We start from the raw sequence: 24492 nt of genomic DNA, 5'->3' as shown, positions 1-24492 counted from the left end.
AACTGAACACTAGCACGTAAAATGTGACTGATAACTCACAACAAAATACAGTTTATTAACCTTAGCAACATAATTGATCCAGATCAGTGTGCAACAAGGCACTGCCATTTAGTTTTATGCCTGTCGGGAACATCTTGGAGGAAACGTATGGACTTTTGGCTTGATCTCCTATTTGGTAATGCAGTGGGTCTATCGTCAATGATAGTAATCTTTGGGGCAATTGGTCTGATGTTATTTTACGGCGGTTTCTTCATATACAAGATCATGAACGACAAATCTCCTCACTAGATCTCGCTTAGCTCTAGAAACGCTTTGCACCGGAGTCGGTTACTTGCCTACTCCGGTTTTTTATTTGATCTCAATGCACCACTCATTGATATAATCCTATTATTCCTCCCTGTTCTTAATGAGATTACTACTATGTCTCACGATGACGATTTTGATCTGTTCCAACAGATGATGGGCGATGTAAAGCCGATCACTCAAGACACCGCCGAACACAAAAAAGTACACCAAGTAACCGAAGCGCAGCTCGCCAAGAGAGAAGCGGCAATCTGGCTAACAGAAGATGACCCAGAATACCTGTCACTTGATCACGCAGAAATGCTGAAACCAGAGGACTTTGTTGAGTTTAAACGTGATGGCGTACAAGACGGGGTTTACCGCAAGCTTCGTCTTGGCAAATATCCAATCCAAGCAAGCCTAGATCTGCATCGTAAAACATTGAAAGAAGCTCGTGATGAAGTCGTAAAGTTTTTAAAACAGTGCCTATCAATGGACATACGAACGGTCGTTATTGTCCACGGCCGAGGAGAACGCTCAAATCCACCAGCACTAATGAAAAGCTTTGTTAGCAGCTGGCTACAACAAATCAGGGAAGTTCAGTGCGTGCATAGTGCGCAACGCTTTCACGGTGGAACCGGAGCCGTTTACGTTCTACTTAGAAAAAGTGCGGAAAAGAAATTAGAAACTCGCGAACGTCACCAAAAACGGTTGGGCTAAATTTCACCCTAATGCTAGAATGCCCGCCCTTATTCTTCCTTCCCTTTCACGGGAAGGAAACTTCATTCGCCGTTGTGAAACGTTAGGAGACAAAAATGTCACAAGACAACGCTAAACGATTAAATAAATTCATCAGTGAAACTGGCTTTTGTTCACGCCGTGAGGCAGACAGACTAATTGAACAAGGTCGTGTCACCATTAATGGAAACAAGCCTGAAATGGGTACAAAAGTGCTACCTGGTGATGATGTTTGTGTGGATGGTAAGCCAGTTGCAGCAAAAGAGAAGCCGATTTATATCGCTCTCAATAAACCAACAGGCATCACCTGTACAACAGAACGAGATGTACCTGGAAACATCGTTGATTTTATCGGTCACAAAAAACGTATCTTTCCGATCGGCCGCTTGGATAAACCCTCTGATGGTCTGATTTTTTTGACCAACGATGGCGACATCGTTAACAAAATCCTCCGTGCTGGCAACAGCCACGAAAAAGAGTACGTTGTGCGCGTGGACAAACCGATTACAGGTGAGTTTCTCAAACAGATGTCGAGCGGCGTTAAGATTCTCGATACCGTCACTCTACCTTGTAAGATAACGAAAGAGACTAAGTTCTCTTTCCGTATTGTGCTCACTCAAGGACTTAACCGCCAAATCCGTCGTATGTGTGAAGCACTAGGTTACGAAGTCTTTAAGCTTCGTCGTGTTCGAATCATGAATATCTCTCTTGACGGTATTCCGAACGGAAAATGGCGTTACTTAACTGACGATGAAGTCGCTGAGATTCTTGCTATGTGCGATGGTTCGGTGGGTACAGAAGAGGCATCAAAAACAGACTCTAGAGGTCGTAATATTCGTAAAGCGACCGACGCAAAGCTGTTTGATAGCCGTGAAGAAAACCAAGATTCTACTGCTCGTCGTAACCAGAAGACACGAACTTTCCGTGGTAACAATGCTGATGAATTCCGTCACGCACCAAACTCGAAAAAAGGCCAACAAAAGCGTCGTCAGCGTGATGATGAAGGCGGACGTCCAGCTAAAGAACATTACAAAGCGAAACCACAAGGTGAACGTAGCAGACCGCAAGGCGAGCATGGAAAATCGCACCGTAAACCAGATGCATCGAGCAATACGCACTCAGCAAACAAGCCTCAATCACCGAGTAAGCCTAAGCAGCATTACATGAACCCAAATGCCACGAAGCCAAGCAAACCAGCTAAACGCACCGGTGGTACATTGAGTCTGAAGAAGTAACGCTTCACTAACAGGCAAGATCAAAAAAAGGACGCTCATGAGCGTCCTTTTTATTTGTCATGAGTTTACAAACAAAGAGGTGCAAACTGACCGCGAGTTAAGCTCAGCAAATCTCTCGGGGCTAACTCGATTTCTAAACCACGTTTACCTGCACTCACACAGATGGTGTCTTGCTCTGCTGCGCTTTCGTGCAAAAAAGTAGGTAAAGCTTTCTTCTGCCCCAGTGGGCTAATCCCACCAACAACATAACCTGTGGTCTTTTGCGCGATTTCCGGATCAGCCATATCGGCCTTTTTGCCCTTCGCTGCTTTCGCTGCCAGTTTTAGGTTCAGCTTTTGATCAACAGGGATAATCGCAACCGCAAGGTTCTTTGGCTCGCCGTTCAAGCAGAACAGCAAGGTTTTAAATACTGTTTTCGGATCCTGCCCCAGTACTTCAGCAGCCTCCAAGCCATAACTATCGGCTCTAGGGTCGTGCTCATACTGATGAATCGTGTGTGGAATTTTTTTCTTTTTCGCAAGATTAATGGCCGGAGTCATCAAGATTCTCCTCATAAAAACAAAAAGCGCAGATTGAATCGGCTCTGCGCTTTTAGTTAATGATATCAGCGAGTTTGAGTCAATCGCTTTTTCTCTGTTGGGTTACTGATCAATCGCCGTATCAACTAAATACGTGATTTCACCTGAAGGGGCATACTCATTAACATCAATAGGGCTATGTGTTTCTAAATAATCCTTCAAAACCTCAGCATCGGTAAAACCTGTATTTACATACCCTGGATGATCGTCGATTTTAGGGTAACCATCACCACCAGCGGCATTATAGCTTGGTACGGTAAAGCGGTAATTACCATCTAAGCGAAGTTGTTTATTCCCAATGAACACATTGGTTACCTCACCATTATTGATACTCATCGCAATACCCGCAAACTGCGCGTAAGCTCCAGAGTCGACAGGCTTAGTTGCAACGACATTTAGGTAATCCAATACTTCTTTGCCCGTCATATCAACGTAAGAGACCATATTGCCAAATGGCTGAACAGTCAGCACATCTTTGTAGGTAATGTCACCTGCTGCAATCGAATCACGAACGCCGCCAGAATTCATTACGGCGAAATCTGCTTTTGCACGTTCCATATGAGCCGTTGCAATCAATCGACCTAAGTTAGTTTGCTGGTAACGCACCACATTGCGGTCACCCTCAAGCTTACCGTTAGATTCTGCAATCTTCACGTTTAGCTTGCCCTGACCTTTTTCTTGATAAGGACGAAGAAACTCAAGCATCGCTTCGTCTTGTTCAATCTCTTCTTGGATCAAAACTCGTTGCGACTGACCATCAACTTTAATTTTCTTTTTCAAGTTTACTGGGATCAGATCGTAGCTCACCATCGAGAGTTCACCATTACGAAACTCGTAATCGGCGCGTCCCACATATTTCCCCCACTCATGTGCCTGAACAATATAAGCACCATTTTGTTGATCAGGCTGACATTCATCACCCGGTTGAAAGCTCTTTTTGATGACGTTTGGACCTTCCATGCAAACCGGCTCTTGTGAGTGACCACCGACAATCATATCCAGATCACCTTCACTCAAATAACGAGCTAACGCCACATCGCCAGGGGCATTGATGCCTCTATTGCCATTCTCATAGTGTCCCATATGTGTGACAGCAAAAATAAGGTCTGGGTACTCTGTTTCTTTCAGCTCAGCAATTAGATTCTTGGCTTCTTCTTTTGGGTCACGGAAGTCAATTTGTTCAATGAATTCAGGGTTGCCAAGTTTCGCTGTATCTTCGGTTGTAAGACCAATTACTGCAATCTTAATACCCTGTTTTTTAAACATCGCGTACGGTTGGAATAGGCGCTTGCCAGTATTTTTATCGTAAATATTGGCAGACAACATCGGAAAACTTGCCCACTCTTGCTGCTTGAAAAGCACATCCAATGGATTATCAAACTCATGATTACCTAGCGCCATCGCATCGTAACCAATTTTGCTCATGCCTTTAAAATCTGGCTCGGCATCTTGTAAATCAGACTCAGGTACTCCAGTGTTGATGTCACCACCAGAAAGCAGTAACACACTGCCCCCCTCTGCTTGTATTTCTTCACGCAAATCATCTATTAACGTTTTACGTGCCGCCATACCGTACTCGCCGTATCGATTTTGCCAAAAACGACCGTGATGATCGTTAGTGTGTAGCACGGTCAATTTATAGGTTGTATCTGCATTCCATTCTGGTGCAGGTTGCGTAGCACACCCAGCTAACGAGACCAAAATAGCGGCACTCAACGCAGTTTTAATAATCAGACGCTGATTCATTTATTTACCTTTTTTCTTATTGGGAGTCACTGATGCACATTCCCAGCGGCCTAGAGCCTTTACAGCAAGAAGCTGAGAATGATGCGCCATCTGATAAAAAAATAGCCAACACGAGGTTGGCTATTGCATTTGATCACCAGTCATCTGGCGTTTACTTGATATCGATATCTGCAAAGCTCTTGATCAGATCATCAAGAGATTTCATTTGCGCTAGGAACGGTTCTAACTTGTCTAGCGGCAGTGCAGATGGGCCATCACAGCGTGCTTGGTCTGGGTTTGGATGCGCCTCGATAAATAGACCTGCGATGCCTGTTGCTAGACCCGCTTTCGCAAGTTCAACTGTCTGCTCACGACGACCGCCAGATGCCGCACCTGACGGATCACGCATCTGTAGTGAGTGCGTTACGTCAAAGATGATTGGGCTGCCTTTCGATGCATTTTTCATCACACCAAAGCCAAGCATGTCTACGACTAGGTTATCGTAGCCGTGGCAAGAGCCGCGCTCACATAGGATGATCTTGTCGTTACCGCATTCCGCGAACTTCTCAACGATGTTACCCACTTGACCTGGGCTCATAAATTGAGGTTTCTTCACGTTGATAACCGCACCTGTTTTTGCCATTGCTTCAACAAGGTCAGTTTGACGAGCTAGGAATGCAGGAAGCTGAATAACGTCTACCACGTCAGCGACAGGTTGAGCTTGCGCCTCAGTGTGAACGTCAGTGATGATCTTCACACCAAATGTGTCTTTTAGCTCTTGGAAGATTTTCATACCTTCTTCAAGGCCTGGGCCACGGTATGAATGAACAGAACTGCGGTTTGCTTTGTCAAACGACGCCTTAAATACGTAAGGAATGCCAAGTTTTTCCGTTACTTTTACGTAGTGCTCACAGATCTGCATCGCAAGATCACGAGACTCAAGAACGTTCATACCTGCAAATAGGGTGAATGGCTTGTCGTTAGCAACCTGAATGTCGCCGATATTAACGATTTTCTGTTCCATTTTGATTCTCTTTTTCTGTCCACGATACGCCACAGTTCGGCACATCGATAAAATTAGTGAAGTGTGACGTGCGTTTCACTCATCACATTAACTTGTGATTTTAGTAGCTCAGAAGCCGGATCGTCAGGGCATTGGTCAATAAAGTACTGAAAATCTGACACCGCCACTTGAGGGCACTCTAGCTGTTGGAAAATAAAACCACGGTCACGAATCTCGTATGGGTCATCTGGCACAAAGGTTAACGCAAGGTTCGTACAACGCAACGCCAGCGTGTAGTGCTCTTCACGTAACATCGCGCTTTTGATCAACGCTAACCAGCGACCAATAATGGTTGGATTGTCAGCTTCTTCAAAGTGTTCTGGCTTTAGCTGAGCTAGCGGTCCTTCTTGGCCAATAAGCCAAGCTTGAAGAATCCTTTCACCTACATACTCACCATTAAATGGGTTGATGTAGTCTGGCTTTTTATGCATCCAGTCTACTTTTAACAGGAACTGAGTAGGGAAAGTAACTCCCTTCAACGGGAACCCCAGCTTTTTGCCTAGGTATAACAAAATCGAACCTAAGCTCACGGGAATACCTTTTCTGCGCTCCAACACTTTATCGATAAAGCTGTTGTCCGAAATAAAGTATTCCTGCTCGTCGCCTTTGAATCCCCACTCATGGAAAAACAGTCGTAGGAATGCATCAAATCTCTGCTCTTCATCCGTTTCATGAACAAGCGTGGCTTCTGCATCTTTGTAAAGACGCTCTAACTCTTGTTTCGCCCAATGTACTTTGGTTTCTGGGTTAATCGCTTTGTTTAGCTCAAGCGCACCTTCCACCAACGGTATATTGTCAAAATCTTCGTCAAAAAACTCTAACATGACGTCTTATCCAAATAACGTAGGGCTCTTAGACACAGCAATGTTTGCAGCCATGACCAACCAACCTAATGCGCCGAAAAAGCCAAATATCTTCAGTAGGTTGTTTTTCGCAAGCTTCAACGAGAAGAAACCGAGTGCAATGTACGCCAGTACGCAGGTGATTTTGTTTGTTAACCACGGTGCGGCATCAGTAAACGGGATGAAACCAGTAATGAAAATAAGCGCGATACCTGACACTAGCAATGCAGTATCAACGATGTGGGGAAACACTTTCAAAAAGCGATTATTTCGCTTCGGTGAGTTCATCATCATTAACACGAATCGGATCGATAATAGTGTCGCGCTGAGCGCAATCGTCACTAAGTGTATGTGTTTTAGAGCTACGTACATTTTTCTTCTCTTTTTAGTTAGTGTTTGCTGACTTCCGTGATTAACAGGCAAAACAACCGAGCGTTACTCGATCGTTACCGCCGTAATCTTTTTCCGTGGCAACTTGTTGGTAACCAAAACCACGCATTATCTCACGTACGGCATCACCCTGATCATAACCATGTTCGAATGCCAGCCAACCGCCCACTTCAAGATACTGACGAGCAAGATCCGAGATATGGCGGATATCGGCTAAACCATTCTCCTTAGCAACTAATGCAGATTTTGGCTCAAAGCGCACATCACCTTGGGATAAATGTGGATCTTTTTCATCAATATACGGCGGATTGGAGACAATTAAAGCAAACTTCGTACCTTCTGTAATAGGCTCGAACCAACTGCCTTGAGCAAAGGTCACATTTTTGATGTTTAGCTGCTCAGCATTATACTCTGCAAGTGCTTTCGCTTCTTGCTTGAGATCTACGCCCATCACTTGACGTTTTGGCATTTCAGATGCGAGTGCGATAGCAATTGCCCCCGTCCCCGTTCCAAGATCTAAAATAGGTCCTGTTTGCTCATAGGTCTTATCGAGTGCAACTTCGACCAAACGTTCTGTATCCGGTCTTGGGATCAAGGTAGAGGGAGAAACTTTGAACGGTAGAGACCAAAACTCTCGCTCACCAATAATATAAGCGACGGGTTCACCAGCTAAACGTCGTTCAAGTAGAGCGTCGAATTTCGCTTGTTGCTCTGCTTCTAATGCTTTTTCTGGCCAGGTCAGTAGATAAGTTCGTGGTTTGCCAAGGACATGGCAGAGGAGTACAGCTGCATCGAGAGAAGGCGACTCTTTGCCGCCTTCTGCCAGTTTCACCGTCGCACTTTTCAGTGCTTGCTCAATTGATTGAACTTGGCTCATCGATTAGCCGTTCTCTGCGAGCGCCGCAAGTTGGTCTGCTTGGTGCTCTTGAATCACAGGATCAATCAAGCTCTGCAGGTCACCTTCCATCACTTCGTTCAAACGGTAGATGGTCAGGTTGATGCGGTGATCAGACACACGACCTTGTGGGTAGTTGTATGTACGAATACGGTCACTACGGTCACCAGAACCTAGAAGGTTACGACGTGTATCAGACACTTCTGCGGCACGACGCTCTTCTTCCGCTTGAACGATACGAGCAGCAAGAACTGCCATCGCTTTCGCTTTGTTCTTGTGCTGTGAACGCTCGTCCTGACACTCTACTACCGTACCCGTTGGTAAGTGGGTAATACGGATTGCAGAATCCGTGGTGTTAACGTGCTGACCACCCGCGCCAGATGCACGGAACGTATCGATTTTCAGGTCTGCCGCTTTGATTTCTGGCAGATCCGCTTCTGGGATTTCCGCCATCACCGCTACGGTACATGCAGAAGTATGTACACGGCCTTGGGATTCAGTTGCAGGAACACGCTGTACACGGTGACCGCCAGACTCAAACTTCAGTACGCCGTACGCACCGTCGCCGCTCACTTTTGCGATCATCTCTTTGTAACCACCGTGTTCAGCTTCGTTTGAAGACATCACTTCGATGCGCCAACCACGCTTTTCTGCGTACTTGCTGTACATACGGAATAGATCACCCGCGAAGATACCCGCTTCGTCGCCACCCGCACCTGCACGAATTTCTAGGAAACAGTTACGATCATCGTTCGGATCTTTTGGCAGAAGAAGAATCTGTAACTCATCAGTAAGACGCTCAATCGTCGCTTTCGCTTCTTTGATTTCTTCTTGCGCCATTTCACGCATTTCTTCGTCGTCTTCGTTTGCCATCTCTTCAGCGGCGACAAGATCTTCTTGTGCTTGTTGATAAGCTTGGAAGCACTTGGTTACTTCTTCTAGCTGAGAGTACTCTCTTGATAGAGCACGGAATTTGTCCTGATTTCCAATTACATCAGGATCACCAAGAAGATGTTGAACTTCTTCGTAACGTTCTACTAGCGTTTCTAGCTTAGTCAGAATAGAGGCTTTCATAGTGTCGTTTTCTTAATAAAAAGCGTGAGTTATAGATCATCCAAGCCGAGTGTCTGGCGGATAATCGTTAATTTTGCTGGTTCGCCTTGCTCTGCCGCACTTTGCAATGCGCGAGTTGGAGCGTGAATCAGTTTGTTGGTGAGTTTATTACTCAGCTCGCGCAGCACTTTCTCTGGATCTGCGCCCGCCGCTAAAGATTGCAAACTTTTGCTCAGTAACTCTTCACGAATTTCGTTGGCTGATTTGCGATAGTCGCGAATACTATCGACGGCTTGCAGTGAACGCAACCATGTCATAAACGCAGCGCTTTCTTCACTAACAATCGCTTCGGCTTGAATCGCTTCGACTTTACGCTGCTCAATGTTGCTGTCGATGATAGATTGCAAGTCATCAACCGAATACAAATATGCGTCGTTCAGTTCACCGACTTCCGACTCTACATCTCGCGGCACCGCAATATCGACTAACAAGATAGGTTGATGTCGGCGCTGCTTCAGAGCCGTTTCGACCATACCTTTGCCAATAATAGGCAATGGGCTCGCCGTTGAGCTAATCACGATATCCGCTTTCGCCAAATGTTCAGGAATTTCGTTCAAACTGATCACTTCTGCGCCAAATTGATCCGCTAAGCCTTGCGCACGCTCTTTAGTGCGGTTCGCGACAATCATTTTTGTGCAGCCGTTGGATGCTAAATGCTTCGCGACCAGTTCAATCGTCTCTCCCGCACCAACCAAAAGCACGGTTGAATCAGATAACGACTCAAAAATATGTTTTGCCAATGTACATGCGGCATAAGCCACGGACACAGCATTACCGCCGATATCTGTTTCTGTTCTCACACGCTTGGCGACTGAGAACGTCTTTTGAAACAGTTTATCAATTGAAGCATCGACAGCTTGATGATCTCGCGAGTCAGAAAATGCTTGTTTTACCTGCCCCAAAATTTGAGGCTCACCCAACACCAGAGAATCTAGCCCGCATGATACGCGCATCAAATGCTTAATTGCGGCTTGTTCTTCATGCACATACAAACTCGGCATTAAATCTTCGCGGCTCACTTGATGAAACTGAGCAAGCCAATCGATTAACTTATTTCGCGCTCCTTGCTTAACATCGCAGTACAACTCAGTTCGGTTACAGGTTGAAACAATCACACTGCCGTTAACCGCTTCGTGCTCTCTAAGTTGCTCGAGTGCAGGGCCGAGTTTATCCGGACCAAACGCCACCTTCTCTCGCAAGTCGACAGACGCTGTATTGTGATTGATTCCAATAGCAAGCAAGGACATCTAACGTGGTATCTCTGGGATAGGTTATAAAATAGGTCCAGAATTTTACTGTAAGCACGCATTTATTGAAAGGGTAAGCCGGATTTGTTTTCCTAACTGCGACTTTTCAATGCTATAGTTGTGAGCGATTCCCGACGAAACTGATTAATAAGCCATCAAACATGACGTTACGCTCCTTTATTCTTTTTTTCTTGTCGAGCTTACTGCTCGCTGGTTGTTCCTCCGTTCCTGAAAGTGTTACCAGCGTTGAATGGCAAGCTCATGAGCAACGACTCGAGACCATCCAAGATTTTCAAGCAACGGGAAAACTTGGTTATATTGGCCCAGACCAAAGACAAAATTTAAATTTCTACTGGAAACATTCTTCAGCACTAAGCCAGTTGCGTTTAACTACGATTCTCGGACAAACGGCATTAAAGCTCACCATCACCCCACAAGGTGCCACAGCAGAAACTTACGACGATCAGGTCCTTTCCTCTCGCAGTGCAAACCAGCTAATTTACCGTCTTACGGGGTTAATGATGCCCGTTGAACACATGCCTGACTGGCTATTAGGCCTACCGACCGATGCCGACAAATTCCAATTGTCCCCAACCAATACACTGCAAGCGTTAAACAAACAAATTGGTTTAAATGATTGGCGTATTGCTTATCAACGGTATGGCGATGTTCAATGGCATGAGCAGTCTCTACCACTGCCAAATAAGCTGAAACTCACCACTGCTGACGTCAAAATAAATCTAGTGATCACAAAATGGAACATCACCCAATGATCGAACTTTCAACCCGCTGGCCATCACCAGCGAAATTGAATCTCTTTCTATACATCAACGGTCGCACAGAAAATGGCTACCACGAGTTACAAACCTTATTCCAATTCGTCGATCACGGCGATGAGCTCACCATTCAAGCAAACCATTCTGGTGATATTACGATTTCTCCAGATATAGAAGGTGTGCCTCTTCAAGACAATTTAATTTGGAAAGCAGCAACCGCGCTTCAAGCTTACTCAAACTGCCCTTTTGGCGCGCATATTGAGCTACAGAAAGTGCTGCCTATGGGTGGGGGCATTGGTGGGGGCTCATCGAATGCAGCTACAGCACTAGTGGCACTGAACTACTTGTGGCAACTGAATCTAACTGACGATGAACTGGCTGAAATTGGTTTAAAGTTGGGCGCAGACGTGCCCGTATTTGTGCGCGGATTTGCAGCTTTCGCTGAAGGTGTTGGCGAGAAACTCTCCCCCGCTTATCCAGAAGAAAAGTGGTATTTAGTCGTCAGACCGAATGTTTCTATCGCAACCGTCGACGTTTTTTGTCATCCAGATCTAACGCGAAACACCCCAAAACGAGATCTAGAAACACTTTTAAATACGCCAAGCGTAAACGATTGCGAAAAAATTGTACGAATGCTCTACCCAGAGGTTGATAAGCAACTTTCTTGGCTGCTACAATACGCGCCGTCAAGATTGACGGGGACAGGATCTTGCGTTTTTGCTGAATTTTCGAGCAAATCTGAAGCAGAAACTATCCTTGCACAACTCTCTGATAAAGTCTCGGCATTTGTCGCTCAAGGGCGCAATATTTCGCCATTAAAAGAGACTTTGGCTGAATACCAATCAGCCTCACACCGACCTATTTAAACTGGACGCAAACCCGAGGTTTCCACCGTGCCTGATATGAAGCTATTTGCTGGTAACGCAACACCTGAACTAGCCCAACGTATTGCTGATCGTCTTTACATCTCTCTTGGTGATGCATCTGTTTCTCGCTTTTCTGATGGCGAAGTTGCAGTTCAAATCAATGAGAATGTTCGTGGTAGCGATGTTTTCATCATTCAATCCACTTGTGCACCGACTAACGACAACCTAATGGAATTGGTTGTTATGATTGATGCAATGCGCCGTGCTTCAGCAGGCCGTATCACTGCAGTTATCCCTTACTTCGGCTACGCTCGCCAAGACCGTCGTGTACGTTCTGCGCGTGTGCCAATTACTGCAAAAGTTGTTGCTGATTTCCTATCTAACGTTGGTGTTGACCGCGTTCTAACTATCGACCTACACGCAGAGCAAATTCAAGGCTTCTTCGATGTACCTGTAGACAACATCTTCGGCACGCCAGTGCTACTTGAAGATATGCAGGCTCGCGGTCTAGATAACCCTGTTGTGGTATCTCCTGACCTAGGTGGCGTTGTTCGTGCTCGCGCAACAGCAAAAGCACTAGGCGACATCGACATCGCAATCGTAGATAAGCGTCGTCCACGTGCAAACGTTTCTGAAGTAATGAACCTAATCGGTGATGTTGAAGGTCGTGACTGTGTGATCGTTGATGACATGATCGACACAGGTGGCACACTATGTAAAGCAGCTGAAGCACTAAAAGAGCGCGGTGCTAAGCGTGTATTCGCTTACGCTACTCACGCAGTATTCTCAGGCAACGCTGCGGACAACATCAAGAACTCAGTTCTTGACCAAGTTATCGTAACTGACTCTATCTCTCTATCTAAAGAGATGGCTGCAACAGGCAAAGTGACAACACTAAGCCTATCTCGCATGCTGGCTGAAGCGATTCGTCGTATCAGCAACGAAGAGTCAATCTCTGCAATGTTCAACTAATCCGAACATTTCAGTTACACTGATTTCAAAAGCACCCCTCTTTGGGGTGTTTTTTTATTTGTACTGATAACCAGAAAATCCCTTGGTCGCCCACTGCGAGAATTCTGTGCTATCATACTGCGCTTTTTGAGATTCCAGAGAGATCCTAACCTTGAGTCAACAAATCAAACTTCTTGTTGGTCTTGCTAATCCAGGACCAGAATACGCCAGAACTCGTCACAATGCGGGCGCTTGGGTTGTAGAAGAATTAGCACGCGTTCACAACGTTACACTGAAGAACGAACCAAAGTTTTTTGGTCTAACAGGACGCATTATGGTCAATGGCCAGGATCTCCGTTTGCTTATCCCAACCACCTTCATGAATCTATCAGGTAAATCGATCGCAGCGCTTGCGAAATTTTATCAAATTAAACCTGAAGAGATCATGGTTGCTCATGACGAGCTAGACTTACCGCCAGGTGTCGCTAAGTTTAAAAAAGGTGGGGGTCACGGTGGACACAACGGTCTGCGTGACACCATTAGCAAACTGGGCAATAACAAAGATTTTTATCGTCTTCGCATTGGCATTGGTCATCCGGGACACAAAGATAAAGTGGCGGGTTTTGTATTAGGTAAAGCGCCAGCTAAAGAGCAAGAGCTTTTAGATGCAGCAGCTGATGAGGCTGTTCGTTGTCTAGATATCCTGATTAAGGATGGCCTATCTAAAGCACAAAATCGCCTCCACACGTTCAAAGCTGAATAAGGTTACTATCATGGGTTTTAAATGTGGCATCGTTGGTCTACCTAACGTAGGTAAATCAACTCTGTTCAACGCACTAACTAAAGCGGGTATCGAAGCAGCAAACTTCCCGTTCTGTACCATTGAACCAAACACTGGTGTGGTTCCTGTGCCAGATCTACGTCTAGACGCACTAGCTAAGATCGTTAACCCACAGAGAGTTCTTCCAACGACGATGGAGTTCGTGGACATCGCTGGTCTTGTTGCTGGTGCATCACGTGGTGAAGGTTTAGGTAACAAATTCCTAGCTAACATCCGTGAAACAGACGCGATTGGCCACGTTGTACGTTGTTTTGAAAACGAAAACATTGTTCATGTTTCAGGTAAAGTTTCACCTATCGAAGATATCGAAGTGATCAACCTTGAACTTGCAATGGCTGACCTTGATTCTTGTGAGCGCGCGATTCAACGTAACGCGAAGAAGGCAAAAGGCGGCGATAAAGACGCAAAATTTGAACTAACAGTACTAGAAAAACTGTTACCAGTACTAACTGAAGGCGGCATGGCACGCACAGTTGAGCTATCTAAAGAAGAGTTAGCAGCAATCGGCTACCTAAACTTCCTTACACTGAAGCCAACTATGTACATTGCAAACGTAAACGAAGATGGTTTCGAAAATAACCCATATCTAGATGCGGTTCGCGAGTTCGCAGAAAAAGAAAACAACGTCGTTGTACCTGTATGTGCAGCTATCGAATCTGAACTATCTGAACTAGAAGATGAAGATCGCGAAGAATTCCTAGCGGATATGGGGATCGAAGAACCGGGACTGAACCGTGTAATTCGCTCTGGTTACGAGCTACTAACTCTACACACCTACTTCACGGCAGGTGTTAAAGAAGTACGTGCGTGGACAATCCCTGTTGGTGCAACTGCGCCTCAGGCGGCAGGTAAGATCCACACTGACTTCGAGAAAGGCTTTATTCGTGCAGAAGTAGTCGGTTACGACGATTTCATCCAATTCAATGGTGAAAATGGCGCAAAAGACGCAGGTAAATGGCGTCTAGAAGGTAAAGACTACATCGTAAAAGATGGTGATGTTGTACACTTCCGCTTCAATGTTTAATTAAATGAATGAATTTTAAACACTTCATTTACACTAAAAGCCAGCTGCTCAGCTGGCTTTTTTAATACCTTAAGTAAATGAGCAAAAATAAATTACCTAACTGCGAGCTAATTTATTTCCAGTTTTAGATCATAAACACGCCTCTTTGTTTAAAAAGGAAGCGAACGAGGTTTTTTCCGAAATTTATTAAAAAAAACTGTTGACGGATCTCACTCAACTTCGCATAATGCGCGCCGTTCCCAACGACAAGGCAACAAAGCGTTGAGAGCAAAAAATATGGTTTTGGCTACGTAGCTCAGCTGGTTAGAGCACATCACTCATAATGATGGGGTCACAGGTTCGAATCCCGTCGTAGCCACCATTCCTAAGTGTTCTTTTTATCAGAGCAATTAGGAATAGATGCGGAAGTGGCGGAATTGGTAGACGCACCAGATTTAGGTTCTGGCGCCGCAAGGTGTGAGAGTTCAAGTCTCTCCTTCCGCACCATATTTTAAATAGTCATTGTGACTATTGCCTGCAGGTCTATCGCCAAGCGGTAAGGCAGCGGCTTTTGATGCCGCCATTCCCTGGTTCGAATCCAGGTAGACCTGCCATTATTCAAGTGAGATTCCTTTATAAAAGGGGTTGTCACTGAGAGCTTGAAGGTTTATATTGTCTCGCTCCAAAAGATGGCTACGTAGCTCAGCTGGTTAGAGCACATCACTCATAATGATGGGGTCACAGGTTCGAATCCCGTCGTAGCCACCATGAATAACGTTATTTAGGTTTTTACCAATTACCTTGATAACTACAGAATAAGTTGCGGAAGTGGCGGAATTGGTAGACGCACCAGATTTAGGTTCTGGCGCCGCAAGGTGTGAGAGTTCAAGTCTCTCCTTCCGCACCATTATTTAAGTCTCTTGTATTAGAGCAAAGTAGGGCTATCGCCAAGCGGTAAGGCAGCGGCTTTTGATGCCGCCATTCCCTGGTTCGAATCCAGGTAGCCCTGCCATATACAATGATATTGAGATTTTACCAATTATCTTGATATCTACAGATCAAGTTGCGGAAGTGGCGGAATTGGTAGACGCACCAGATTTAGGTTCTGGCGCCGCAAGGTGTGAGAGTTCAAGTCTCTCCTTCCGCACCATTATTTAAGTCTCTTGTATTAGAGCAATGTAGGGCTATCGCCAAGCGGTAAGGCAGCGGCTTTTGATGCCGCCATTCCCTGGTTCGAATCCAGGTAGCCCTGCCATTATTTTCCTTGAAATACAGGAACGATATTGAGATTTTACCAATTATCTTGATATCTACAGAATAAGTTGCGGAAGTGGCGGAATTGGTAGACGCACCAGATTTAGGTTCTGGCGCCGCAAGGTGTGAGAGTTCAAGTCTCTCCTTCCGCACCATTATTTAAGTCTCTTTTATTAGAGCAAAGTAGGGCTATCGCCAAGCGGTAAGGCAGCGGCTTTTGATGCCGCCATTCCCTGGTTCGAATCCAGGTAGCCCTGCCATATACAATGATATTGAGATTTTACCAATTATCTTGATATCTACAGATCAAGTTGCGGAAGTGGCGGAATTGGTAGACGCACCAGATTTAGGTTCTGGCGCCGCAAGGTGTGAGAGTTCAAGTCTCTCCTTCCGCACCATTATTGGTCGAAGTTTTAAAATGGCTACGTAGCTCAGCTGGTTAGAGCACATCACTCATAATGATGGGGTCACAGGTTCGAATCCCGTCGTAGCCACCATAAACAACGTTATTTAGGTTTTTACCAATTACCTTGATAACTACAGAATAAGTTGCGGAAGTGGCGGAATTGGTAGACGCACCAGATTTAGGTTCTGGCGCCGCAAGGTGTGAGAGTTCAAGTCTCTCCTTCCGCACCATTATTTAAGTCTCTTTTATTAGAGCAATGTAGGGCTATCGCCAAGCGGTAAGGCAGCGGCTTTTGATGCCGCCATTCCCTGGTTCGAATCCAGGTAGCCCTGCCATATACAATGATATTGAGATTTTACCAATTATCTTGATATCTACAGATCAAGTTGCGGAAGTGGCGGAATTGGTAGACGCACCAGATTTAGGTTCTGGCGCCGCAAGGTGTGAGAGTTCAAGTCTCTCCTTCCGCACCATTCTTGATCAAAAGTTTAAAATGGCTACGTAGCTCAGCTGGTTAGAGCACATCACTCATAATGATGGGGTCACAGGTTCGAATCCCGTCGTAGCCACCATTGATTGGATTGCTAGCATAAGCTATCAGTCACGTAGATTTAAGATGCGGAAGTGGCGGAATTGGTAGACGCACCAGATTTAGGTTCTGGCGCCGCAAGGTGTGAGAGTTCAAGTCTCTCCTTCCGCACCATCTTAAATTAATCTACACTATCAGAATACGCGGAAGTGGCGGAATTGGTAGACGCACCAGATTTAGGTTCTGGCGCCGTAAGGTGTGAGAGTTCAAGTCTCTCCTTCCGCACCATTCTTTCTCTCGATAAGAGAGCTTAAGTAGTCTTTGGCTATTTACACTGTAGGGCTATCGCCAAGCGGTAAGGCAGCGGCTTTTGATGCCGCCATTCCCTGGTTCGAATCCAGGTAGCCCTGCCATATACAACGATATTGAGATTTTACCAATTATCTTGATATCTATAGATTAAGTTGCGGAAGTGGCGGAATTGGTAGACGCACCAGATTTAGGTTCTGGCGCCGCAAGGTGTGAGAGTTCAAGTCTCTCCTTCCGCACCATTATCGGAAAACCCAGCATGATTTTGCTGGGTTTTTTCTTTTTTTGGTTCTGGACTCGGGAAATCATTAGATTTGCCGAATTAAAAAAGCGAGCTCATGGCTCGCTTTTTTTCTATCTGTGGATTGAGTAACTTACTACATACCTAAAGCGTATTTCAGTACTTGAGCCTTGATCGGTCCTGAGTTTTCAGCAAACTTCAATGCAGCATTACGTACAAACTTCAATGGCCCAAGATCGTTGCTAAAACTTTTATAGAAAAAGTCCATGCCCGTCTGCATGAGTAAGTTGTCAGGTCGACGTGCACGTTCGTATTTCGCGAGTAAGGCATCTTCCAGCTGTTCTTTGTGTTCTGTTACCGAAAGGAGAACGTCTACATCTTTGAATCCTAAGTTTACCCCTTGCCCTGCAAGCGGATTGATCGTATGAGCAGAGTCACCCACTAATACGCAATTTTTGCTTGAGTAGCCTTGCGCATGACGACGAGTGAGTGGAAATGAGCCAAACTGTAAAACTTCAATATCGCCCAATTCAGCAGGGAAATGACGTAAGATTTCTTCCCTTAGTTGAGGCTTACCCATCGCACACAGTTGTTTAATGCGTTTTGGCGAGTCATACCAAACCAACGAACCTTGGCCTACTTCTTGACCGTCTTCATTAGTCAAAGAGCACAAAGGTAAAAATGAACGCGGGCCTGAAGGAGTAAATTGTTGCCAAGTGATATCTTGCTGTGGCAATTCTGTTTTCACGTTAATCAACATGCAGTGTTGTCGGTAATCCCAGGCAGTCACACCAATTCCAGCCAATTGACGAACTTTAGAGTTTGCACCATCAGCACCAATTACCCAGTTAGCTTCAAACTGCACCCCACTTTCTAGTGTCACAAGGTTTACATCTGCAAACTCAATGTCTTTTAATCGCTCGGGACACATCACGGTTAGATTGTCATACTGAGAGAAGACTTGCCAAAGACCTAATTGGATTAGGCGGTTTTCAACGATATAACCTAGTTGCTCCAATGACAGTTCATCAGAGTGAAAACGAGTACGGCACTCCGGGTGCTCCCAAGTCTCTAAACGCCGATAAGGGCAAACTCGCATACTTTTAATTTCTGACCATGCGCCGAGTGAATCAAGTAACTCCACCGACTGGTGCGAAATCGCAGATACGCGAATATCCATCACCTGAGCGGCATCAAAAGCTTTGGGTTTTGCACCTTCAACCAAGACAACGCTTCTGCCCTGCTTGGCAAATCCAACAGCGACGGCTGCCCCAACCATACCGCCACCGATCACGGCGATGTCATACTTGTTCATTTTTTACTCTTCATCGTGCTGATTAATTGGCGTTTTTTATTGTACTTTCCATGGCTATTTTTACAAAATTGTTTAACAAAAAACCTTGTTCTGCATAGGGCGAAAAACTAGATTTCATCAGGCTTTGCAGAGAATTAGCCAGATCACTAGTCAGGTGCTTTTTAAAGCAGTACAATACGCCGCTTACCGCCGTGATGGCGGCTATAATTTGAGCAATAGCTCTCCAATTTAAGTACAACTGAACGAGCGAAAGTGAGATGAGTAAGAAACTGCTAATTAAAACCTGGGGCTGCCAGATGAACGAATACGATTCATCAAAAATGGCCGACCTGCTTAATGCTGCAAACGGCTACGAGCTGACGGAAGAGCCAGAGGAAGCAGACGTACTTCTACTTAACACCTGTTCGATCCGTGAAAAAGCGCAAGAGAAAGTTTTCCACCAGCTTGGTCGCTGGAAAACACTAAAAGATAAAAAACCTGGCGTAGTTATCGGTGTAGGTGGTTGTGTAGCAACGCAAGAAGGTGACCATATTCGTGAACGTGCACCATACGTCGACGTTATTTTTGGCCCACAAACTCTGCACCGCCTACCTGAGATGATCAAACAATCTCAGTCGGATGACGCACCAGTTATGGACATTTCGTTCCCAGAGATCGAAAAGTTCGACCGCCTACCAGAGCCTCGTGCGGAAGGCGCGACAGCATTCGTTTCTATTATGGAAGGCTGCTCGAAGTACTGTACTTACTGTGTCGTACCGTACACTCGTGGTGAAGAAGTAAGCCGTCCAATGGATGATGTGCTGTTCGAAATCGCACAGCTTGCTGAACAAGGCGTACGTGAAGTAAACCTACTGGGTCAAAACGTAAACGCGTACCGCGGTCCAACACACGACGGTGAAATCTGTTCATTTGCAGAACTGCTTCGTTTGGTTGCGTCTATCGATGGTATCGACCGTATTCGTTTCACAACGAGCCACCCGCTAGAATTCACTGACGACATCATCGCGGTTTACGAAGATACGCCTGAGCTTGTGAGCTTCCTGCACTTACCTGTGCAAAGTGGTAGTGACCGTATCCTAACTATGATGAAACGCCCTCACACCGCTATCGAGTACAAGTCGATCATCCGTAAACTGCGTAAAGCTCGTCCTGATATTCAAATCAGTTCAGACTTTATTGTTGGTTTCCCTGGTGAGACAGACAAAGACTTCCAAGACACAATGAAGCTAATCAAAGATGTAGACTTTGACATGAGCTTCAGCTTCATCTTCTCTCCACGTCCAGGTACGCCAGCAGCGGATTACCCTTGTGATGTATCAGAACAAGTGAAGAAAGAGCGCCTTTACGAACTACAGCAAACTATCAATGCTCAAGCGATGCGTTACTCTCGCTTAATGCTTGGCACAGAACAACGTGTTCTAGTTGAAGGTCCTTCGAAGAAAAACCTAATGGAACTGCGCGCTCGTACAGAAAACAACCGTGTAGTAAACTTTGAAGGTAGTGCAGACCTAATTGGTCAGTTCGTTGATGTGAAGATCGTAGACGTATTTGCGAACTCACTGCGTGGTGAGCTAGTACGTACTGAAAAAGACATGGATCTTCGTAGTGTGATTTCCCCAACGCAGATGATGGCGAAAACACGTCGCGAAGATGAGCTGGGTGTAGCTACTTTTACGCCATAAGCTCGTATAAATAGCCATGGAGAGCCTGGTCGTTATCAGGCTCTCATTAAGTGGCAAAAAATGAGAGGCAACATTGAGTAATAAAATCGTAACTCTAGAAATTAACCTAGAACCTTCCGACAACCGCCGACTTGCTAGCCTGTGCGGTCCATTCGATGACAACATCAAGCATTTAGAACGTCGTCTAGGCGTTGAAATTAATCACCGTAGTGACCATTTTACAATTGTCGGTAAACCTCATACCGCATCAGCTGCGCTGGATATCCTGAAAACTCTGTATGTTGATACCGCACCTGTACGAGGTGAGATCCCAGACATTGAGCCTGAACAGATCCATTTAGCGATTAAAGAGTCTGGTGTTCTTGAGCAGAATACTGAGTCTAATATCGAGCATGGTAAAGAAGTCTTCGTCAAAACCAAGAAAGGCGTGATCAAACCACGTACGCCAAACCAAGCTCAGTACTTGGTTAATATGGTCACGCATGATATTTCTTTTGGTATTGGCCCAGCTGGTACAGGTAAAACTTATCTTGCTGTTGCAGCAGCAGTTGACGCACTAGAGCGCCAAGAGATCCGTCGTATTCTATTGACGCGCCCTGCGGTTGAAGCCGGTGAGAAACTGGGCTTCCTACCTGGTGACTTAAGCCAAAAAGTCGACCCATACCTACGTCCGCTATACGATGCCCTATTTGAAATGTTGGGCTTTGAGCGCGTAGAGAAGCTGATTGAACGTAACGTGATTGAGGTAGCCCCTCTTGCTTACATGCGTGGTCGTACTCTAAACGACGCTTTCATCATTCTTGATGAGAGTCAGAACACCACGGTTGAGCAGATGAAGATGTTCCTAACGCGTATTGGTTTTAACTCTCGCGCAGTTATCACTGGTGACGTCACGCAAATCGACTTACCTCGTGGTGCAAAATCAGGTCTTCGTCATGCTATTGAAGTACTAAGCGAAGTCGACGACATCAGCTTTAACTTCTTTTTAGCAGACGACGTTGTACGTCACCCAGTGGTTGCTCGTATCGTTAACGCGTATGAGAAGTGGGAAGCACAAGACCAGAAAGAGCGTAAAGAGTTCGAGAAGCGTCGTCGTGAAGAACGCGATGCGAAGTTACTAGAAGCAGCAAAAGCTGAACTGAATGCACAAGTTGCTTCCACTAAGGAATAATCATGGCGATTGAACTTGATCTGCAACTGGCAGTCGAAAATGAAGAAGGGCTGCCTTCGCAGCAAGATTTCCAATTGTGGCTAGATAAAACGATTCCTCTCTTCCAGCCACAAGCCGAAGTCACCATTCGCATTGTGGATGAACAAGAAAGTCACACGCTTAACCATGAGTATCGTGGTAAAGATAAACCGACCAATGTGTTGTCTTTTCCATTTGAAGCCCCTCCAGGTATGGAAATAGATTTACTTGGCGACTTAATTATTTGCCGCCAAGTCGTTGAAAAAGAGGCAATTGAACAGAACAAGCCTCTGTTAGCACATTGGGCGCATATGGTTGTACATGGCAGCTTGCATCTGCTAGGTTATGATCATATTGAGGATGACGAAGCCGAAGAGATGGAGTCCCTCGAAACCGAAATCATGCAAGGTATGGGCTATGAAGACCCTTACATTGCTGAAAAAGAGTAGCCATTGGCTATTCAGCAGGGAAAGGCGAACCACCAAAATGATTCTCGTGTTCGCCTCTCTATGTGTGCTATCACACTTCTGATAGCGTTACTTAATTGAGAAACAATGAACGAAGATAATTCTCCCTCTTCTAACGAAGATAAGAAAGAAAAGGCAGAAGGTCCGAGTAGAAAGTCCTTCTTTGAACGTCTAGGTCAATTATTTCAGGGCGAGCCAAAAGATCGCCAAGAGCTTGTGGATGTTATCCGTGACTCTGAAGTCAATGACCTGATTGACCATGACACCCGCGATATGCTTGAAGGTGTTATGGAAATCTCCGAAATGCGCGTGCGTGACATTATGATCCCGCGTTCGCAAATGGTTACGGTTGAGCGTACTCACGACCTTGATACCTTGGTTGCCTTGATTACCGATGCTCAACACTCTCGCTACCCTGTGATCAGCGAAGATAAAGACCATGTGGAAGGCATTCTTCTTGCGAAGGACTTACTTAAATACTTAGGCTCAGGCAGTAATCCATTTGATATCGAAGAAGTTATTCGACCAGCCGTTGTGGTACCGGAAAGTAAACGCGTTGATCGACTGCTGAAAGAGTTCCGTGAAGAACGTTATCATATGGCCATTGTTGTCGATGAATTCGGTGGTGTTTCTGGTCTTGTGACCATTGAAGATATCCTTGAAGAAATCGTCGGGGATATCGAAGATGAATTCGATGAAAGCGAAGAGACAGACATTCGTAAGCTTAGCAAGCATACGTTTGCTGTCAGAGCGCTGACAACCATCGAAGAGTTTAATGAGACATTTGGAACTAACTTCAGCGATGAGGAAGTAGATACCGTTGGTGGCATGGTCATGACTGCCTTTGGTCACTTACCTTCTCGTGGTGAACTGGTTGAAATTGAAGGTTACAACTTCAAAGTCACCGCTGCCGATAACCGTCGTGTCATTCAACTCCAAGTGACGATCCCAGACGAAGAAACCCTGGTTGAAGCCACTCAAGAGTAACGCGATACCCATTGGGAATCTCAGAAAATTATAATGATGAATGAACTCTTTCATCGCCTCAAGCGGCCCTTAGTGGCCGCTTTTGTTGGCGCCTCTACTACGCTCGCTTTTGCACCTTACCAGTTGTGGCCTATTGCCATTCTTAGCCCAGCTATTCTACTGATTCTTCTTGCTAACCAAACTCCGAAACGTGCACTGTGGATTGGCTATGCTTGGGGGTTGGGTCAATTTGCAACTGGCGTTAGCTGGGTGTACGTCAGTATCTCCGGCTTTGGTGGCATGCCACTGATTGCCAATTTATTTTTAATGGGCTTGCTTGTCGCCTACTTGGCTGTTTATTCAGGCTTATTTGCTTGGCTTAACAACAAGCTATTTCCTCAATTCACACTCACAAAAGCGCTTCTCGCTGCGCCCGCTTTATGGCTAATCAGTGATTGGTTGCGTGGTTGGGTGATGACCGGCTTCCCGTGGCTATGGCTAGGCTACAGCCAGATTGATGCTCCACTAGCAAGCTTTGCGCCTATCGGTGGCGTGGAACTGCTCACTCTGTTTATCCTTATTAGTGCGGGGGCATTAGCCTATGCTTGGGTTCATAAACAGTGGCTGATGGTGATTATTCCTGCGGTACTACTCAGCACAGGCTTTGGGATTCGTAACTACGATTGGGTAACACCTCGGCCAGAAGACACGACTAAGCTCGCGCTGATTCAAGGTAACGTTGACCAAAACCTTAAGTGGCTGCCAAGCCAACGTTGGCCAACCATCATGAAATACGCCGATCTCACTCGTGAAAACTGGGACGCTGATATTATCGTCTGGCCAGAAGCTGCAATTCCTGCTTTTGAAATTGAAGTGCCTTCATTTTTGAGCAATATCGACAGTGCAGCAAAAATGAATAACAGCGCAATCATCACTGGTGTCGTCAACCAAGCTGAGGATCGACAGTTCTACAACAGTATTCTGTCCCTTGGCATCACACCATACGGTGACTACAGTTTCGACTTGAGCGAACGCTACCATAAGCATCACCTATTACCGTTTGGTGAGTTTGTACCATTTGAAGATATTTTGCGCCCATTAGCGCCATTCTTTAACTTACCGATGTCGTCGTTTAGCCGTGGGGCTTTTGTGCAGCCCAACATCGTTGCGAATGGCATGCACATGGCACCAGCGCTTTGCTATGAGATCATCTTTAATGAGCAAGTGCGTCAAAATGTGACTGACGAAACAGACTTCATTCTAACGCTATCGAACGACGCATGGTTTGGTCACTCTATCGGCCCTCTTCAGCATATGGAGATCGCCCGTATGCGTGCCTTAGAATTAGGTAAACCGCTCATCCGCTCGACTAACAACGGATTAACAGCGGTAACCGATCACAAGGGTAAAATCGTTGAGCAAGTACCGCAGTTTGAAACTGCAGTACTGCGCGCAGAGCTCACCCCAACCGATGGGAAAACGCCATATCGAATCGTTGGTACTTGGCCATTGTATATTTGGGTTGGGTTAAGTTTAGCGCTGGCTTTCGGTTTAAGAAGAAAACAGAGCTGATAACAGCTTGAAAGTAG

At 45.6% G+C, this 24492-nt stretch carries 22 protein-coding genes and 20 tRNA genes; 33 read left to right on the top strand and 9 right to left on the bottom strand.

The window, feature by feature from the left end; genetic code table 11:
• Window positions 1-147 precede the first annotated feature (147 nt).
• From ACZ5ZC_RS11685 to rluF, 3 genes are all read left to right on the top strand, one after another.
• Window positions 148-288 carry a DUF3149 domain-containing protein gene (locus tag ACZ5ZC_RS11685; protein ID WP_005382236.1) on the top strand — a complete coding sequence of 47 codons (141 nt, stop codon included), beginning with the start codon at window positions 148-150 and terminating at the stop codon, window positions 286-288.
• A gap of 132 nt (window positions 289-420) precedes the next feature.
• Window positions 421-1002, top strand: coding sequence for a DNA endonuclease SmrA (gene smrA, locus ACZ5ZC_RS11680; RefSeq protein ID WP_464931933.1), 582 nt, complete (start codon window positions 421-423; stop codon window positions 1000-1002).
• Window positions 1003-1097: 95 nt separating this feature from the next.
• Entirely contained in the window at window positions 1098-2255 is a 1158-nt protein-coding gene (gene rluF, locus ACZ5ZC_RS11675) for a 23S rRNA pseudouridine(2604) synthase RluF (protein WP_054868252.1), read from the top strand.
• Window positions 2256-2320: 65 nt separating this feature from the next.
• On the opposite strand, the gene ybaK is transcribed toward rluF, so the two are convergent.
• The 8 genes from ybaK to hemA form a co-directional block, all read right to left on the bottom strand.
• Entirely contained in the window at window positions 2321-2794 is a 474-nt protein-coding gene (gene ybaK, locus ACZ5ZC_RS11670) for a Cys-tRNA(Pro) deacylase (RefSeq protein ID WP_005382231.1), read from the bottom strand.
• Window positions 2795-2896: 102 nt separating this feature from the next.
• Entirely contained in the window at window positions 2897-4579 is a 1683-nt protein-coding gene (ushA, locus tag ACZ5ZC_RS11665) for a bifunctional UDP-sugar hydrolase/5'-nucleotidase UshA (RefSeq protein WP_464931932.1), read from the bottom strand.
• Window positions 4580-4730: 151 nt separating this feature from the next.
• Window positions 4731-5582 (bottom strand): 3-deoxy-8-phosphooctulonate synthase, encoded by an 852-nt coding sequence (gene kdsA / locus ACZ5ZC_RS11660; RefSeq protein ID WP_005384095.1) that lies wholly within the window; start codon window positions 5580-5582, stop codon window positions 4731-4733.
• Between the two features lie 53 nt (window positions 5583-5635).
• Window positions 5636-6445, bottom strand: a complete 810-nt coding sequence (locus ACZ5ZC_RS11655; protein ID WP_005384098.1) for a SirB1 family protein — start codon at window positions 6443-6445, stop codon at window positions 5636-5638.
• Between the two features lie 6 nt (window positions 6446-6451).
• Window positions 6452-6835: a SirB2 family protein gene (locus ACZ5ZC_RS11650; RefSeq protein WP_005382225.1), complete on the bottom strand. Its 384-nt coding sequence runs from the start codon at window positions 6833-6835 to the stop codon at window positions 6452-6454.
• Between the two features lie 40 nt (window positions 6836-6875).
• A complete protein-coding gene (gene prmC / locus ACZ5ZC_RS11645) occupies window positions 6876-7730 on the bottom strand; it encodes a peptide chain release factor N(5)-glutamine methyltransferase (protein WP_203343825.1) in 855 nt (284 codons plus the stop codon).
• 3 nt (window positions 7731-7733) lie between these two features.
• Window positions 7734-8822 (bottom strand): peptide chain release factor 1, encoded by a 1089-nt coding sequence (prfA, locus tag ACZ5ZC_RS11640; protein ID WP_005382222.1) that lies wholly within the window; start codon window positions 8820-8822, stop codon window positions 7734-7736.
• A 29-nt stretch (window positions 8823-8851) separates the two neighbouring features.
• On the bottom strand, window positions 8852-10108 hold the full coding sequence (hemA, locus tag ACZ5ZC_RS11635; protein ID WP_005384104.1) for a glutamyl-tRNA reductase: 1257 nt from the start codon (window positions 10106-10108) through the stop codon (window positions 8852-8854).
• Between the two features lie 161 nt (window positions 10109-10269).
• Between hemA and lolB the strand changes: the two genes are divergently transcribed.
• The 25 genes from lolB to ACZ5ZC_RS11510 all read left to right on the top strand — a co-directional run bounded on the left by lolB (window position 10270) and on the right by ACZ5ZC_RS11510 (window position 17285).
• Window positions 10270-10881, top strand: coding sequence for a lipoprotein insertase outer membrane protein LolB (lolB, locus tag ACZ5ZC_RS11630; RefSeq protein WP_464931931.1), 612 nt, complete (start codon window positions 10270-10272; stop codon window positions 10879-10881).
• The gene (gene ispE / locus ACZ5ZC_RS11625) at window positions 10878-11750 is read left to right on the top strand and encodes a 4-(cytidine 5'-diphospho)-2-C-methyl-D-erythritol kinase (RefSeq protein WP_042524125.1); all 873 of its coding nucleotides are present in this window, start codon (window positions 10878-10880) and stop codon (window positions 11748-11750) included. The genes lolB and ispE overlap by 4 nt, the downstream gene beginning before the upstream one ends.
• A gap of 27 nt (window positions 11751-11777) precedes the next feature.
• Complete coding sequence (locus ACZ5ZC_RS11620; protein WP_005393176.1) at window positions 11778-12722, top strand: ribose-phosphate pyrophosphokinase; 945 nt, start codon at window positions 11778-11780, stop codon at window positions 12720-12722.
• Window positions 12723-12873: 151 nt separating this feature from the next.
• Window positions 12874-13464 carry an aminoacyl-tRNA hydrolase gene (pth, locus tag ACZ5ZC_RS11615; RefSeq protein WP_005384112.1) on the top strand — a complete coding sequence of 197 codons (591 nt, stop codon included), beginning with the start codon at window positions 12874-12876 and terminating at the stop codon, window positions 13462-13464.
• A 10-nt stretch (window positions 13465-13474) separates the two neighbouring features.
• Window positions 13475-14566 (top strand): redox-regulated ATPase YchF, encoded by a 1092-nt coding sequence (gene ychF, locus ACZ5ZC_RS11610; protein WP_005393178.1) that lies wholly within the window; start codon window positions 13475-13477, stop codon window positions 14564-14566.
• Window positions 14567-14850: 284 nt separating this feature from the next.
• A tRNA-Met gene (locus tag ACZ5ZC_RS11605) sits at window positions 14851-14927 on the top strand.
• Window positions 14928-14967: 40 nt separating this feature from the next.
• Window positions 14968-15052: transfer RNA gene (locus ACZ5ZC_RS11600), tRNA-Leu, on the top strand.
• Window positions 15053-15084: 32 nt separating this feature from the next.
• Window positions 15085-15159, top strand: a tRNA-Gln gene (locus ACZ5ZC_RS11595).
• Between the two features lie 77 nt (window positions 15160-15236).
• Window positions 15237-15313, top strand: a tRNA-Met gene (locus ACZ5ZC_RS11590).
• A gap of 54 nt (window positions 15314-15367) precedes the next feature.
• Window positions 15368-15452: transfer RNA gene (locus ACZ5ZC_RS11585), tRNA-Leu, on the top strand.
• Between the two features lie 30 nt (window positions 15453-15482).
• Window positions 15483-15557 (top strand) — tRNA-Gln (locus ACZ5ZC_RS11580).
• A 53-nt stretch (window positions 15558-15610) separates the two neighbouring features.
• Window positions 15611-15695 (top strand) — tRNA-Leu (locus ACZ5ZC_RS11575).
• A gap of 30 nt (window positions 15696-15725) precedes the next feature.
• A tRNA-Gln gene (locus ACZ5ZC_RS11570) sits at window positions 15726-15800 on the top strand.
• A gap of 69 nt (window positions 15801-15869) precedes the next feature.
• Window positions 15870-15954 (top strand) — tRNA-Leu (locus ACZ5ZC_RS11565).
• Between the two features lie 30 nt (window positions 15955-15984).
• Window positions 15985-16059 (top strand) — tRNA-Gln (locus tag ACZ5ZC_RS11560).
• 53 nt (window positions 16060-16112) lie between these two features.
• A tRNA-Leu gene (locus tag ACZ5ZC_RS11555) sits at window positions 16113-16197 on the top strand.
• Between the two features lie 22 nt (window positions 16198-16219).
• Window positions 16220-16296: transfer RNA gene (locus ACZ5ZC_RS11550), tRNA-Met, on the top strand.
• 54 nt (window positions 16297-16350) lie between these two features.
• Window positions 16351-16435 (top strand) — tRNA-Leu (locus tag ACZ5ZC_RS11545).
• 30 nt (window positions 16436-16465) lie between these two features.
• Window positions 16466-16540: transfer RNA gene (locus ACZ5ZC_RS11540), tRNA-Gln, on the top strand.
• A gap of 53 nt (window positions 16541-16593) precedes the next feature.
• A tRNA-Leu gene (locus tag ACZ5ZC_RS11535) sits at window positions 16594-16678 on the top strand.
• Between the two features lie 22 nt (window positions 16679-16700).
• A tRNA-Met gene (locus tag ACZ5ZC_RS11530) sits at window positions 16701-16777 on the top strand.
• 46 nt (window positions 16778-16823) lie between these two features.
• Window positions 16824-16908, top strand: a tRNA-Leu gene (locus tag ACZ5ZC_RS11525).
• Window positions 16909-16937: 29 nt separating this feature from the next.
• A tRNA-Leu gene (locus ACZ5ZC_RS11520) sits at window positions 16938-17022 on the top strand.
• Window positions 17023-17072: 50 nt separating this feature from the next.
• A tRNA-Gln gene (locus tag ACZ5ZC_RS11515) sits at window positions 17073-17147 on the top strand.
• Between the two features lie 53 nt (window positions 17148-17200).
• A tRNA-Leu gene (locus ACZ5ZC_RS11510) sits at window positions 17201-17285 on the top strand.
• A 135-nt stretch (window positions 17286-17420) separates the two neighbouring features.
• Here ACZ5ZC_RS11510 and ACZ5ZC_RS11505 read toward each other — a convergent pair.
• Entirely contained in the window at window positions 17421-18599 is a 1179-nt protein-coding gene (locus ACZ5ZC_RS11505) for a 2-octaprenyl-3-methyl-6-methoxy-1,4-benzoquinol hydroxylase (RefSeq protein WP_395219350.1), read from the bottom strand.
• Window positions 18600-18856: 257 nt separating this feature from the next.
• On the opposite strand from ACZ5ZC_RS11505, the gene miaB reads away from it, so the two are divergent.
• The 5 genes from miaB (at window position 18857) to lnt (ending at window position 24475) form a co-directional block, all read left to right on the top strand.
• Window positions 18857-20281: a tRNA (N6-isopentenyl adenosine(37)-C2)-methylthiotransferase MiaB gene (miaB, locus tag ACZ5ZC_RS11500; protein WP_005391310.1), complete on the top strand. Its 1425-nt coding sequence runs from the start codon at window positions 18857-18859 to the stop codon at window positions 20279-20281.
• A gap of 73 nt (window positions 20282-20354) precedes the next feature.
• Window positions 20355-21452 carry a PhoH family protein gene (locus tag ACZ5ZC_RS11495; protein WP_005373033.1) on the top strand — a complete coding sequence of 366 codons (1098 nt, stop codon included), beginning with the start codon at window positions 20355-20357 and terminating at the stop codon, window positions 21450-21452.
• Between the two features lie 2 nt (window positions 21453-21454).
• Complete coding sequence (gene ybeY, locus ACZ5ZC_RS11490; protein ID WP_005391311.1) at window positions 21455-21919, top strand: rRNA maturation RNase YbeY; 465 nt, start codon at window positions 21455-21457, stop codon at window positions 21917-21919.
• 105 nt (window positions 21920-22024) lie between these two features.
• Window positions 22025-22924: a CNNM family magnesium/cobalt transport protein CorC gene (gene corC, locus ACZ5ZC_RS11485; protein ID WP_005384118.1), complete on the top strand. Its 900-nt coding sequence runs from the start codon at window positions 22025-22027 to the stop codon at window positions 22922-22924.
• A 33-nt stretch (window positions 22925-22957) separates the two neighbouring features.
• On the top strand, window positions 22958-24475 hold the full coding sequence (lnt, locus tag ACZ5ZC_RS11480; RefSeq protein ID WP_104974405.1) for an apolipoprotein N-acyltransferase: 1518 nt from the start codon (window positions 22958-22960) through the stop codon (window positions 24473-24475).
• The last annotated feature ends 17 nt before the right edge of the window (window positions 24476-24492 follow it).

The organism is Vibrio sp. JCM 18905 (assembly GCF_055393305.1).
This window is presented reverse-complemented; position numbering and strand designations above follow the sequence as displayed.

Coding starts and splice junctions, on each gene's coding strand:
- ychF (WP_005393178.1), top strand. CDS start 13,475: ATGGGTTTTAAATGTGGCATCGTTGGTCTACCTAACGTAGGTAAATCA.
- ACZ5ZC_RS11650 (WP_005382225.1), bottom strand. CDS start 6,835: ATGTACGTAGCTCTAAAACACATACACTTAGTGACGATTGCGCTCAGC.
- lolB (WP_464931931.1), top strand. CDS start 10,270: ATGACGTTACGCTCCTTTATTCTTTTTTTCTTGTCGAGCTTACTGCTC.
- corC (WP_005384118.1), top strand. CDS start 22,025: ATGAACGAAGATAATTCTCCCTCTTCTAACGAAGATAAGAAAGAAAAG.
- ybaK (WP_005382231.1), bottom strand. CDS start 2,794: ATGACTCCGGCCATTAATCTTGCGAAAAAGAAAAAAATTCCACACACG.
- smrA (WP_464931933.1), top strand. CDS start 421: ATGTCTCACGATGACGATTTTGATCTGTTCCAACAGATGATGGGCGAT.
- kdsA (WP_005384095.1), bottom strand. CDS start 5,582: ATGGAACAGAAAATCGTTAATATCGGCGACATTCAGGTTGCTAACGAC.
- miaB (WP_005391310.1), top strand. CDS start 18,857: ATGAGTAAGAAACTGCTAATTAAAACCTGGGGCTGCCAGATGAACGAA.
- hemA (WP_005384104.1), bottom strand. CDS start 10,108: ATGTCCTTGCTTGCTATTGGAATCAATCACAATACAGCGTCTGTCGAC.
- ybeY (WP_005391311.1), top strand. CDS start 21,455: ATGGCGATTGAACTTGATCTGCAACTGGCAGTCGAAAATGAAGAAGGG.
- ispE (WP_042524125.1), top strand. CDS start 10,878: ATGATCGAACTTTCAACCCGCTGGCCATCACCAGCGAAATTGAATCTC.
- prfA (WP_005382222.1), bottom strand. CDS start 8,822: ATGAAAGCCTCTATTCTGACTAAGCTAGAAACGCTAGTAGAACGTTAC.
- ACZ5ZC_RS11685 (WP_005382236.1), top strand. CDS start 148: ATGGACTTTTGGCTTGATCTCCTATTTGGTAATGCAGTGGGTCTATCG.
- ushA (WP_464931932.1), bottom strand. CDS start 4,579: ATGAATCAGCGTCTGATTATTAAAACTGCGTTGAGTGCCGCTATTTTG.
- ACZ5ZC_RS11655 (WP_005384098.1), bottom strand. CDS start 6,445: ATGTTAGAGTTTTTTGACGAAGATTTTGACAATATACCGTTGGTGGAA.
- prmC (WP_203343825.1), bottom strand. CDS start 7,730: ATGAGCCAAGTTCAATCAATTGAGCAAGCACTGAAAAGTGCGACGGTG.
- rluF (WP_054868252.1), top strand. CDS start 1,098: ATGTCACAAGACAACGCTAAACGATTAAATAAATTCATCAGTGAAACT.
- ACZ5ZC_RS11505 (WP_395219350.1), bottom strand. CDS start 18,599: ATGAACAAGTATGACATCGCCGTGATCGGTGGCGGTATGGTTGGGGCA.
- lnt (WP_104974405.1), top strand. CDS start 22,958: ATGATGAATGAACTCTTTCATCGCCTCAAGCGGCCCTTAGTGGCCGCT.